We start from the raw sequence: 10542 nt of genomic DNA, 5'->3' as shown, positions 1-10542 counted from the left end.
CTACCTGGGTTGGCTCAGGATGCTGGAGCGTTACGGAAAAGGCGTAAATATCAAAGCATGTTTGCATGAGGCGCTGGGGCGCCCCATGCAACACGTAATTTGGACATAGCCATCAGTTAAGGATCCATTGACCGATCCTTCTGTTGTGTGAAAATCCGAAACCTGTTGATTGGTTTCGGATTTTTTATGCGTATCGACCAGGCTCTCGACTTCCTCCACGCCAGCAATACTGCCCAGTTTGAGTCACTCTCAGACCTCATTCCTCCCGAGCTCATCACAACGCTGCTCGCCGAAGAGGATGTCGTGACCCTGCGTCGCCGCCGTATGCCCATGGAGCGTCTGGTCTGGGCCATCATCGGCATGGCTATCTTCCGCCACGTCCCCATGACCCAGCTCGTCAATCAGCTCGATATCCTGTTGCCCGGCGACCGCCCCTTCGTTGCCCCCAGCGCCTTCCTGCAAGCTCGCCAAAAACTGGGGGGACAAGAGCATTGAGCGGCTGTTTCACGAGACCGCCTCGCGCTGGCACCAGCAGGCCAATCATCCCGGCTGGGCCGGGCTGCAACTACTCGCCGTCGATGGCGTGATGTGGCGCACACCCGATACCCCGGACAATGCCGCTGCCTTTGCCAAGCCCGGTACTCAGCATGGGGAGACCGCTTATCCGCAGGCACGCATGCTCTGCCAGATGGAGCTGACCAGCCACCAGCTTGTTCAGGCGGTCATGGAGAGCTGCGCCGTCAACGAGATGGTGTTGGCCGAGCAGCTTGTCGCGCACACACCAGACCACTCGCTAACTCTGTTCGACAAGGGGTTTTATTCTCTCGGTCTGCTCCACGCCTGGCAAACCACTGGCAGCGAGCGGCACTGGCTGCTGCCACTCAAAAAGGGCACGCTATACGAGGTGGTGCGCAAGCTGGAGCGCCAGGATGTGCTGGTGCATCTCAAGACCAGCCCACAGGCGAGGAAGAAGTGGTCGCAACTGCCAGAGACACTAGAAGCCCGCTTACTGACCCGCACCATCAACGGCAAAGAGCGGCAAGTGCTGACCTCGATGGTCGACCCGATGCGATTCCCGGGGGGCCGATATCGTCGAGTTCTACAGCCACCGCTGGGAAATCGAGTTGGGCTATCGGGAGATGAGGCACAGCCTGCAACAACACCGGCTGACCCTGCGCAGCAAGAAGGCGGCGGGGATACGGCAAGAGCTGTGGGGAGTGCTGCTGGCGCATAACCTGCTGCGCAGCCAGATGGTAAAGATGGCGGCGAGTCTGAAGGGATACACGGCGAGCCAGCTGAGTTTTCACATGGCGTCGGTCTATCTTATCCATGAACTGAGCTGCATGCCGTACCTGTCACCGGGGAGTATTCCGAAGCGGGTGGCAGAGCTGGAGAAACAGGCGGGGCAGTTTGTATTACCGGAGCGAAGGGAGCGAAGTTACCCCCCAGTGTGAAGGCAAGACCACAAAAGTATGCGGTGCAAAAAGCCAATAAAAAAATGCCAGTCAGGCTTAACTGACTGGCATTACGCCTTGGCGCTCTTTTTTATGGGCTGGCACCTGCCATCAGGGCTGGCTATGTTCCAAATGTTCGCTCAGCAGTTGTTCCAGCTCGCGGTGGAGTAGCTCTTCGTCGCCGACGTTGAGCTCGATCATCCGCTTGAGGTGGGTGGCGCTGTCGATATCGATGTGGTGGCAGTAGAACCCCAGCTTCTTGCTGGCTTCGTGGGTCAGCTCGACCTGCATTTTTATCTCGATATCGCTACCACTCAGGATAAAGCTGAGCTGGTACTCCTTGTTGTCACGGCTCTCCCAGTCGTCGGGGCGGATCAGCAGGGCTCCCTGCAAGGAGACGTCGACAAGCTGGGTCTGCCACTTCTGTTCCCCCTGGGTGAGTTCTGCCATGGTCAAGTAGAGGATCCGTGCAAAACGGCGGCGCTCAGACATGCTCATCTCCTGTATGCAATAAGTGTGGACGCTAGGGTCATTGCTCTGAGTGTAATCCACCTTGGTTGCCAGTATCTTGAACTTGCTCCGAAAATGGCATTCAGGCTTGCTGGGTACTCAAGGATTCCACCACATGAAGCGCCTTGACCAGGCGATCTTCCTGTTTGAACCGCTCTTCCAGAACCGGACCCAACTCATTGAGATCATCATCCAGTAGCAGCAATTGGGCCTCGTCGGCATCACTGTATTTGTCGTTGAACTCGAGGGCGAATTCAGTGCTGTTGCGAATATGGGGATAGATGCGTTTGGCCAGCTCCAGTGTTTCGCCGCTGGCTTGCTCGAAGGCGGTGACGACGTGGTGGTAGATCTCGAAATGGCCTGCACTGACATAGTCGACCAGGCGGTCGCAAAACTGATGCAGCTCTTCTGTTTTGGGCAGGCTGCGTTGCTTGGTCCGCGCCGGAGTGAGGCCTGCCAGCTGCATGTATCCAACCAGCAATGCTTGCCTTGCATCCAGCCAGTCGTCGATAGCTTTATGCTTGCCTGCCAGCGCCTGCTTGGTCTGTTCCAGTTTCGTCAACATAATCCCTATCCCTCCGTGGGGCAAAGGCTGGCCGATTGTTCGGTATTCCGAGCCGTTTGAGCAGTGACACAACCTATAACTAGGGAAAATCTGGGCAAGCGTCAATAGCCATGGGGGGATAATGTTAAGTGGCGAAGAAATAGTCAGCAGATTGTGTCTGCGTGCTAGCAGGTTTCAGGCCTGCTCACGGTTTTTCGCGTGTGGAATGTGACTATTTCCGCAGATCTTGATGAAAACCCCAGCGTTTGACGCGTTCGGCTCGATAAAGGCTTTGCCTGTGCGTTTTTTTTTGCATAGAGTGACCCAGCGCTAAATGCCCGATCATAAAGGAAATGTTATGAACAAAGCTCAACTTGTCGATGCGATTGCCGCCAAAGCAGATCTGAGCAAAGCTCAGGCCAAAGTGGCTCTGGAAGAGATCATCAATGGTATTACCCAGAGCTTGAAAGAAGGCGATGCTGTGCAACTGGTCGGTTTTGGCACCTTCAAGGTCACCCACCGCGCAGGCCGCACCGGTCGTAACCCGCAAACTGGTAAAGAGATCCAGATTGCTGCTGCCAACGTGCCTTCATTCGTGGCTGGCAAGGCTCTGAAAGACGCCGTCAAGTAAGTCCGAAAGTCTGTTTTGTCCAATGCCAGTCAGCTTGCTGACTGGCATTGTTTTTATGGGATTCTCCCATCCTTCCTATTAGTCCTTCCTGACTTTTCCTTCTGTCAGCCTCGTTGCGGCTGAGGCCTTATGCCGTTTGCGGGTTGGATGGCAGCGGCCAGATCCGCTCATAGGCCCAGGTAAAGACCATGATGTAGACGAGGTAGAAGGCGACGAAGCCGAGATCCAGCATCAGGGCGTCCCACACTCCCAAATCGAGCCAGAACATGACGCAGGGGAGGGAGAGCATCATAAAGCTCGCCTCATAGCCAAACGCGTGCAGGAAGCGGTCCAGTGGTCGTTTGTTGGTGCGCCCGCACAGTTTGAGCAACCCCTTGTCGAACAACCGGTTCCAGCCGTAGGTCCAGGCTGTGGCGACGATGGAGAAGAAGATGGCCAGCGAACCGACCTCGGCGACGCCCTGACCGAACAGCTGGCTGATCAGCGGTGCGACCAGTGCCAGCCCGATGCCTTCGTAGAGAACCAGATAACGAAGTCGATCCGGGGTGGTGCGTAGTTGGGTGCTACTCATGGGTGATGTGCCTCCTGTGGGAGGCGCATTCTAATCAGGGGGTGGTTAAAAGAGAAGCATCGGTCCGTCATGACTGGCGTTGAGGGGCATGATGATGCCCCCTCATTACGATACGTCTCTATTGCCAATTTGGGCGTTAGCCCTGAGTGGTCAAGTCTGCGACTCAGGCGCCGGTTGGCGTGACCCGGGTCAGCATGGCAAAACCCTCTTCCACTTGAGTGAGCTCTACCTTGACCTCTCCCAACTCGGCGAGCGAGGCAACATGGGTGCCGCCACAGGGGATGGTCACCTCTTGGCCTGCCAGCATGCAGTGCCAGTAACGGGAATCGATGATCGCCTCGCCAGCGCGGCTGCGGCGGATCTCGCCTCCGGCTGCGATCCAGTCGGCCAGTTGCTGGTTGACCTTCTCTTCAATCACCGCCAAATCTGCCAGCAGCGCCTCGCTGTTGACCCCTTTCTTGCGCAGACTCTTGCCGATGCGGTACTGCTCCCGCGATCCACAAGGCTCGACTCTTGAACTCTGAATGGCGAGACGGTCAAAATCGGGTTGACCCAGTGCATCGAGCTCGCTCGCCTCTTTACGCCAGTAAGGGGTGAGAGTCCGGTTGAGGGCGAGCGCTGCCAGATGGCAGCCGCTGTGGCCCAGACTCAGGGCGTGGCGTGCCGCGCTATCGACCTGTAACTCGACCAGACTACCGACAGGCAAGCTGTGCTCGCCCGCCAAGGGGTGTACCACCACGAACCTCCACCCCTCAGCGCCCCGTTTGACCGGAATGGCAGTATCGACGAACAGCTCGCCATCCGGGCTGATGGCCCCCATTCGGCAAGGGCCAATGGTGGCTTCGCCCCCTTCCCAGCGAACATGGCCCACATCCCCCGGCTGATCGGGCCAGAGGTGGCTCTGGGGATGAAAAGGGGTGAGGTCGGTGACCAGCAGCGTGGTGTCACCGCGCTGGCAGCAGACCACGCTGGCCTGCTCCTGATGATGGCCCAGTACGAAGCTGGCTCGGGTGTGTTCCATGGCAAGGCTCTCGCAACGATAAATGAGAAGAGAAAGCGGCAGCATACGCCAAAGTGCGAAAGGGCTCATTAACCAGTGTTAATGAGCCCCTCTTCTCGGTTTTACGGTTCGCTAGATCATGGCAACCAGCAGATAGGCGTTGAGCCCGATCACCAGCGCAACGATAAGGCGTCCTACCGCCTGGGTGACGGGGTGGTTGCGATGTTGCCCCATCAGTGCCCGATCGCCGGTCAGCATCAACAGCGGGATCAGGGCCAGCGCGATGCCAAAGCTCAGGATCACCTGACTCAACACCAGAATTTCGGTGGTGTTGAGCCCCATGGCGATTACCACGAAGGCGGGAGCCATGGTGATGGCGCGACGCAGCCAGAGCGGGATGGTAAAGCGGACAAAGCCCTGCATCACCACTTGCCCGGCCAGGGTGCCCACCACGGTAGAGCTGATGCCGGATGCGACCAGCGAGAGGCCAAACAGGGTGGCCGCAGCCTGACCCAGCAGTGGAGTGAGGGTCTGGTAGGCGGATTCCAGCTCGGCCACCTGCTGGTGGCCCGAACTGTAGAACGCAGCGGCCGCCATCGCCATCATCGCCAGATTGACGAAGCCGGCGATGGTCATGGCAATCGCCACATCGACCCGGGTGGTGTGCAGCCGCTGGCTGACTGAACCCTGATCCTGCGTGTGCTGGGTCAGTGCCGAGTGCAGGTAGATAACGTGGGGCATCACGGTAGCACCGAGCACACCGGCGGCCAGATAGACGGCATCGCTGTTGGGCAGACCGGGGAAGAGGGCGCCCTCCAGCAGGCTGGGCAGATGGGGGCGGGAGAAGATCAGCTCGACGATGTAGGCCGCCGCGACGAACAGCAGCAGGCCACCGACCACAAACTCCAGCGGTTTCTGACCACGGGATTGCAGCATCAGGATCCCCCAGGTCACTATGGCGGTGATACAGGCTCCTTCAAGCAAGGTCACGCCAAGCAGCAGCTTGAAGCCGACGGCGGCGCCGATAAATTCGGCGAGATCGGTGGCCATGGCGATGATCTCTGCCTGTACCCAGTAGGCCCAGACCGCCGGTTTTGGCAGTCGGTCGCGGATGTGCTCCGCCAGATTCTTGCCGGTGACGATACCAAGTTTGGCCGAGAGGGTCTGCACCAGCATGGCCATCAGGTTGGCCCATACCACCACCCAGAGCAGTTGGTAGCCAAAGGTAGAGCCCGCCTGAATATTGGTGGCGAAGTTGCCCGGATCGATATAGCCGATGGCGGCGATAAAGGCAGGCCCGAGCAGGGTCAGTTTGAATTTGCGGGCTGGAATCGTAGTCGTTAGTGCGGGTTGCATGGCATCACCCTCCATAAGGATATGGAGAGAGAATAGATCTAAATGATAATTGTTATCAATTGTTGTTTCTGATGATTTCCATCGGGAAAAACATTTAAGGCAGTCAGTTGCAGTGAGGGATGTGATTTTGTACAATACGCCGCCCTAGAAAAGCAGCGACTAAACACCTTTATGTTCCTTGCCTCCGAGGTCTGGCTGCACCTGGGCGGAGGCTGAATTAATCCGTAAGGAGCTAAAATGCGTCATTACGAAATCGTCTTCATGGTTCATCCGGACCAGAGCGAGCAAGTTCCCGGCATGATCGAGCGTTACACCGGCGCCATCACCACCTCCGGTGGTACCATTCATCGCCTGGAAGATTGGGGCCGTCGTCAGCTGGCTTACCCGATCGACAAACTGCACAAAGCCCACTACGTTCTGATGAACGTAGAAGCAGAGCAAGCCGTTATCGATGAGCTGGAAACCAACTTCCGCTTCAACGATGCCGTTATCCGCAACATGATCATGCGCACCAAGCACGCCGTGACTGAAGTTTCTCCGATGGCCAAGGCCAAAGAAGAGCGCTTCACCCGTCGTGACGACGAGCGCCGCGAAGAAGCTACTGAAGCTGCTTCCGAAGAGTAATTCTGGATCACTGACTAGAGGATAAAGGCCATGGCACGTTATTTCCGTCGTCGTAAGTTCTGCCGCTTCACCGCCGAGAACGTTACCGAGATCGACTACAAAGATATCGTTACTCTGAAAAACTACATCACTGAATCTGGCAAGATCGTACCGAGCCGTATCACCGGTACCCGCGCCAAGTATCAGCGTCAGCTGGCACGCGCCATCAAGCGTGCTCGTTACCTGGCTCTGCTGCCGTACACCGATCTGCACAACAAGTAAGAATCGGCCCGGCACTTAAGCCTAACTCAACGAAATTTATAGAGGAAAGGTAATGCAAGTTATCCTGCTCGACAAAATTGCCAAACTGGGCGGTCTGGGTGACCAAGTTTCCGTGAAATCTGGTTATGCCCGTAACTACCTGATCCCGCAAGGCAAAGCTGTTATGGCCACCAAGGCCAACATCGAAGCTTTCGGTGCTCGTCGCGCTGAGCTGGAAGCCAAACTGGCTGCCAACAAAGCTGCTGCTGAAGAGCGTGCTGCCAAGCTGGCCGAACTGGCTACCGTGGTTATCGCTTCCAAGTCTGGCGACGAAGGCAAGCTGTTCGGTTCCATCGGTACCCGTGACGTGGCTGAAGCCATCACTGCTGCCGGCGTAGCCGTTGCCAAGAGCGAAGTCCGCATGGGCAACGTTCTGCGTAACACCGGTGACTACGAAGTTGCTGTTCAGCTGCACGCTGACGTTAAAGCAACCGTACAGATCCAGGTAGTTGCCCTGTAATAGCGATTCGCTTTTGCAGAAAAAACCCGCGCTTTTGCGCGGGTTTTTTATTTTCCGGCCCGAGGGTAGAGTGAAGGTCTGTTCCACTGGAGGAGATCCCTATGGCTTGGGTAGAAGGCCGCGTCATCGAACGCATCGAATGGACACCCACCCTTTTCTCCCTGCGGGTAGCAGCCGAGCTGGCTCCCTACAAGGCAGGCCAATTCACCAAGCTGGCCCTCGAGCAGGGCGATCGCCGCATTCAGCGCGCCTACTCCTTCGTCAATCCCCCCTCTGCGCCATATCACGAGTTCTATCTGGTCGAGATCCCGAGCGGTGAGCTGACTCCGTCCCTTGGCTCGCTGCAAGCGGGCGATACCCTGCTGGTGCAATCCCAGGCGACCGGCTTTCTGACGCTGGATGAGGTGCCCGCCGGGCGCGATCTTTGGCTGCTCTCGACCGGCACTGCCATCGGCCCCTTCCTCTCCATGCTGGCCGATGGTGAGGCGTTCAACCGTTTCGAGAATTTGGTGCTGGTGCATGGGGTACGTAAAGGCGAGGAGCTGAGCTATCAGGATTTGATCGCCAGCTTTGCCGAGCAATATGGCGAGCGCTTTCGCTATGTCTCCTTTGTCAGCCGCGAGCCCTGGCCCGATGCAATGGCAGGGCGGATCCCGGCGGCGATTGCCAATGGTCAGTTGCAGGCTAGAGTGGGGTTGGAGTTCTCACCCGAGCTTAGCCAAGTGCTTATCTGCGGTAATCCGGAGATGGTGAAAGAGACCCAGCAGACCTTGCTGGCGCTGGGGTTGGCCAAGAATCTGAGGCGTGCGCCGGGCAATATCAGTGCGGAGAATTATTGGTAAACAATCAGCACAGGGGCGCCAGGCCCCTGCTGCATCAGGAGAGGGCGTTCAGTTCTTCTTGCCGTTACCCTTGTTTTTATCCTTCTGTTTGTCGTGACCTTGCCCGGGGTTATTGCCGCTGTGGATGCTGCGGTTGTAGTGATCCCGGTACTTGCCATCCATCTTGTCGCAATTGAGTTTGATCCTGCTGTCGCCAATGCCAAGATCCAGGCAGTTGTCCTGCCACCAGTCGTACTCTTTGTCATCCCAGTCGAGATTGATCTTGATGTCATCACCGGAGATCTTGATGCCATCGCTGTTTTTGCTTGGCGGTGCCGCAACCGCGATCCCATGTGCCATCAGCAGGGAAAGCAGCAGGGCGCCACGCTGGATAACGGGGTTGTGTTTGGCTTGGGTCATCGCAAGGGGACTCCTGTCGTTATTGGCCACTCTGCGAGTTGGCAGGGATCTGGTTGGTTTGCGGCGGCTGGTTGCGGTTCTCTTCATCTTCCAGATTGAATTTGACCGCCCTGCAGTCGGCCGGGGCGGTTTCGCCGACCCCCAAGTCGAGGCAGTCGTTCTGGGTCCAGCCGAACTGCTTGTCATCCCAGTCCAGATTGAATTTAAGCTCATCGACGGAGAATTCGGAGCCACTGCTCTCTTGATATTGCTGGGTCGCTGCGGCGCTGCCGGTAACCAGAAGAAGGGAGAGTAGCAAAGTGGTCTTACTGTTCATGATGGCCTCGGATAATTGCAACGGTGGATGAGTGTACAGACCGGAGCTGAACCCGGGCGGAACTGTTCCCCATCTCACTACATGATCAAGTCAGGGAGGGATTGTATCGCTTTTCTGCTGCCGATTTGTCCGTTTTGGTCGCACTCTGGGCAGCTGGTTGCCAATCTGAAGGAATTCAGTCATTTGCCCTTCTCTGGGCGAGTCTGGCGACTATAATCGGCAGCCAACTTTTCCTGCACAGCACACCCCTTCATCATGACCACACAGGACTCCTCTACATTGCGCTACCCCAAGGGGTGGTTTGCTCTGACGACGGTATACAGTTTCACCGGGTTGGCCATTCTGGCTTCCATTATCTTCTCCCTGCTGCTGTTCCTCTCCATCGATGACAACCCGCTGATGAAGTGGCTGTTCGGCGGCTTGGCAATCATCTTCGAGCTGGGCAAGTTTTACGTCTGGTACGAGTACGGCGAGCGCAAGGCGCGGCGGGATTTGAGTGGTGCTTTCTGGTCGCTGCTGTTTTACAGCGTGCTGGCGGCCATCTCCATCGGCGGCAGTATCGGTGGCATCAACAGCGCCACCAATACGGTGTTGAGCCAGCAGGCGCGCCACGAACGGGAACTGGCCCGTTTCGACGAGCAGATCGCCAGCATCGAGCGGCAGATCCAGCTCAACGAGGAGGCAGCCCGCAAATACATCGAGCTGGAGCGCATTTCCAGTGGCGTCTCCTCGTTGCAGCACGCCAACACCAAGCTGCGCTTGCAGCAGGATGAGCTGCGTCAGCAGCGCGATGCCAAGCCGGTCAACGAACAATCCTCCATGCTGGGGCTGATGAGCAGCCTGGCGGACGGGGTGGGGATGAGCATCAGTCAGGTGCAGTTCCTGCTGGTCTGCTTCCTCTCGGTGCTGCTCGATGTGTTCGGTGCCTTCTTCGTTAGCCTGATCGGCGAGGAGAACCGCTTTCGCCGGATGTGGCGCTGGCAGCAAGAGCAAGCTCGCAGAGAGGCGCAGGAGGCGTTGGCGATGGCGGCGCAGCCCGAGCCTATCATGCCCCCAGAACCGGCCCCCGAAGTGCTGGCGCAGGTGCGCGGTGCGCTGGTGAGCGGTGAGCTCAAATGCAGCAAGCGCTCGGTGGCACAGGCGCTGTCACTCTCGCTGGAGGAGGTGGATCGGGTGTTCCACCATCTGCTGTCGCAGGGGGTGCTGGGGCAGGGGAGCAATCGCCACTACTACCTCAATCCGGCGCTGGAGCAGCAAGCCGGATAATGAGAAGGCCACCGAAACTCGGTGGCCTTTTTCGTTATCGAGTGGCTGTGGCACTCAGTGAGTCAGCACCATCATCAGGCTGAGGAAGGCGGCCAGTCCGCCACCGATGCCGATGATCCAGTAAAACCCCTTGGCCCCCTGTTTGAGCGGGATGCGGAAGTAGAGCAGAAACGCCCACCACCCCAGTGCCAGCAACAGAGGAATAAGAAACATTCGAGCCATGGTGTCCTCGCTGTTATTCTGTTGACCCTTGATCAATCAACAGGATG

14 protein-coding genes and 2 pseudogenes are annotated in these 10542 nt (G+C 57.5%); 8 read left to right on the top strand and 8 right to left on the bottom strand.

What is annotated here, in order from left to right; genetic code table 11:
• Positions 1 to 109 (top strand): annotated as a pseudogene (locus tag ACB040_RS14040) (IS1595 family transposase); the annotation flags it as partial.
• A 77-nt stretch (positions 110 to 186) separates the two neighbouring features.
• Positions 187 to 1515, top strand: a pseudogene (locus ACB040_RS14035) (IS4 family transposase).
• Positions 1516 to 1565: 50 nt separating this feature from the next.
• On the opposite strand, the gene ACB040_RS14030 reads toward ACB040_RS14035, so the two are convergent.
• Together ACB040_RS14030 and ACB040_RS14025 are read right to left on the bottom strand one after the other, a co-directional pair.
• Positions 1566 to 1946 (bottom strand): PilZ domain-containing protein, encoded by a 381-nt coding sequence (locus tag ACB040_RS14030; protein ID WP_005340482.1) that lies wholly within the window; start codon positions 1944 to 1946, stop codon positions 1566 to 1568.
• A 100-nt stretch (positions 1947 to 2046) separates the two neighbouring features.
• Positions 2047 to 2529 (bottom strand): Rsd/AlgQ family anti-sigma factor, encoded by a 483-nt coding sequence (locus ACB040_RS14025; protein ID WP_005348975.1) that lies wholly within the window; start codon positions 2527 to 2529, stop codon positions 2047 to 2049.
• A 337-nt stretch (positions 2530 to 2866) separates the two neighbouring features.
• On the opposite strand from ACB040_RS14025, the gene hupA reads away from it, so the two are divergent.
• Positions 2867 to 3139, top strand: a complete 273-nt coding sequence (gene hupA, locus ACB040_RS14020; RefSeq protein ID WP_005340484.1) for a nucleoid-associated protein HU-alpha — start codon at positions 2867 to 2869, stop codon at positions 3137 to 3139.
• A gap of 127 nt (positions 3140 to 3266) precedes the next feature.
• Here the strand turns inward: hupA and ACB040_RS14015 are convergent, their stop codons facing one another.
• From ACB040_RS14015 to ACB040_RS14005, 3 genes are all read right to left on the bottom strand, one after another.
• Positions 3267 to 3710, bottom strand: coding sequence for a PACE efflux transporter (locus tag ACB040_RS14015; protein WP_279497438.1), 444 nt, complete (start codon positions 3708 to 3710; stop codon positions 3267 to 3269).
• 163 nt (positions 3711 to 3873) lie between these two features.
• Complete coding sequence (locus tag ACB040_RS14010; protein ID WP_371155216.1) at positions 3874 to 4731, bottom strand: hypothetical protein; 858 nt, start codon at positions 4729 to 4731, stop codon at positions 3874 to 3876.
• Between the two features lie 111 nt (positions 4732 to 4842).
• On the bottom strand, positions 4843 to 6066 hold the full coding sequence (locus tag ACB040_RS14005; RefSeq protein ID WP_164980016.1) for an Nramp family divalent metal transporter: 1224 nt from the start codon (positions 6064 to 6066) through the stop codon (positions 4843 to 4845).
• 237 nt (positions 6067 to 6303) lie between these two features.
• Here ACB040_RS14005 and rpsF point away from each other — a divergent pair, with 237 nt between their 5' ends.
• From rpsF to ACB040_RS13985, 4 genes are all read left to right on the top strand, one after another.
• The gene (rpsF, locus tag ACB040_RS14000) at positions 6304 to 6690 is read left to right on the top strand and encodes a 30S ribosomal protein S6 (protein WP_005308887.1); all 387 of its coding nucleotides are present in this window, start codon (positions 6304 to 6306) and stop codon (positions 6688 to 6690) included.
• A gap of 30 nt (positions 6691 to 6720) precedes the next feature.
• Positions 6721 to 6951, top strand: a complete 231-nt coding sequence (rpsR, locus tag ACB040_RS13995; RefSeq protein ID WP_005308890.1) for a 30S ribosomal protein S18 — start codon at positions 6721 to 6723, stop codon at positions 6949 to 6951.
• Between the two features lie 52 nt (positions 6952 to 7003).
• Positions 7004 to 7450, top strand: coding sequence for a 50S ribosomal protein L9 (gene rplI, locus ACB040_RS13990; RefSeq protein WP_005340490.1), 447 nt, complete (start codon positions 7004 to 7006; stop codon positions 7448 to 7450).
• Between the two features lie 101 nt (positions 7451 to 7551).
• Complete coding sequence (locus tag ACB040_RS13985; protein ID WP_338773727.1) at positions 7552 to 8292, top strand: ferredoxin--NADP reductase; 741 nt, start codon at positions 7552 to 7554, stop codon at positions 8290 to 8292.
• A 48-nt stretch (positions 8293 to 8340) separates the two neighbouring features.
• On the opposite strand, the gene ACB040_RS13980 is transcribed toward ACB040_RS13985, so the two are convergent.
• Together ACB040_RS13980 and ACB040_RS13975 are read right to left on the bottom strand one after the other, a co-directional pair.
• Positions 8341 to 8691: a hypothetical protein gene (locus ACB040_RS13980; RefSeq protein WP_162507950.1), complete on the bottom strand. Its 351-nt coding sequence runs from the start codon at positions 8689 to 8691 to the stop codon at positions 8341 to 8343.
• 19 nt (positions 8692 to 8710) lie between these two features.
• Positions 8711 to 9007: a hypothetical protein gene (locus ACB040_RS13975; RefSeq protein WP_021229026.1), complete on the bottom strand. Its 297-nt coding sequence runs from the start codon at positions 9005 to 9007 to the stop codon at positions 8711 to 8713.
• 255 nt (positions 9008 to 9262) lie between these two features.
• Between ACB040_RS13975 and ACB040_RS13970 the strand changes: the two genes are divergently transcribed.
• Positions 9263 to 10273 (top strand): Preprotein translocase subunit SecY, encoded by a 1011-nt coding sequence (locus tag ACB040_RS13970; protein WP_337075239.1) that lies wholly within the window; start codon positions 9263 to 9265, stop codon positions 10271 to 10273.
• A 54-nt stretch (positions 10274 to 10327) separates the two neighbouring features.
• Here the strand turns inward: ACB040_RS13970 and ACB040_RS13965 are convergent, their stop codons facing one another.
• Positions 10328 to 10495, bottom strand: coding sequence for a hypothetical protein (locus ACB040_RS13965; RefSeq protein ID WP_005308905.1), 168 nt, complete (start codon positions 10493 to 10495; stop codon positions 10328 to 10330).
• Positions 10496 to 10542: the final 47 nt, after the last annotated feature.

The organism is Aeromonas sp. S11(2024), assembly GCF_041402345.1.
Lineage (GTDB): Bacteria > Pseudomonadota > Gammaproteobacteria > Enterobacterales > Aeromonadaceae > Aeromonas > Aeromonas veronii.
This window is presented reverse-complemented; position numbering and strand designations above follow the sequence as displayed.

Coding starts and splice junctions, on each gene's coding strand:
- rpsF (WP_005308887.1), top strand. CDS start 6,304: ATGCGTCATTACGAAATCGTCTTCATGGTTCATCCGGACCAGAGCGAG.
- ACB040_RS13980 (WP_162507950.1), bottom strand. CDS start 8,691: ATGACCCAAGCCAAACACAACCCCGTTATCCAGCGTGGCGCCCTGCTG.
- rpsR (WP_005308890.1), top strand. CDS start 6,721: ATGGCACGTTATTTCCGTCGTCGTAAGTTCTGCCGCTTCACCGCCGAG.
- ACB040_RS14015 (WP_279497438.1), bottom strand. CDS start 3,710: ATGAGTAGCACCCAACTACGCACCACCCCGGATCGACTTCGTTATCTG.
- ACB040_RS13985 (WP_338773727.1), top strand. CDS start 7,552: ATGGCTTGGGTAGAAGGCCGCGTCATCGAACGCATCGAATGGACACCC.
- hupA (WP_005340484.1), top strand. CDS start 2,867: ATGAACAAAGCTCAACTTGTCGATGCGATTGCCGCCAAAGCAGATCTG.
- ACB040_RS14010 (WP_371155216.1), bottom strand. CDS start 4,731: ATGGAACACACCCGAGCCAGCTTCGTACTGGGCCATCATCAGGAGCAG.
- ACB040_RS13965 (WP_005308905.1), bottom strand. CDS start 10,495: ATGGCTCGAATGTTTCTTATTCCTCTGTTGCTGGCACTGGGGTGGTGG.
- ACB040_RS14005 (WP_164980016.1), bottom strand. CDS start 6,066: ATGCAACCCGCACTAACGACTACGATTCCAGCCCGCAAATTCAAACTG.
- ACB040_RS14025 (WP_005348975.1), bottom strand. CDS start 2,529: ATGTTGACGAAACTGGAACAGACCAAGCAGGCGCTGGCAGGCAAGCAT.
- ACB040_RS13970 (WP_337075239.1), top strand. CDS start 9,263: ATGACCACACAGGACTCCTCTACATTGCGCTACCCCAAGGGGTGGTTT.
- ACB040_RS13975 (WP_021229026.1), bottom strand. CDS start 9,007: ATGAACAGTAAGACCACTTTGCTACTCTCCCTTCTTCTGGTTACCGGC.
- ACB040_RS14030 (WP_005340482.1), bottom strand. CDS start 1,946: ATGTCTGAGCGCCGCCGTTTTGCACGGATCCTCTACTTGACCATGGCA.
- rplI (WP_005340490.1), top strand. CDS start 7,004: ATGCAAGTTATCCTGCTCGACAAAATTGCCAAACTGGGCGGTCTGGGT.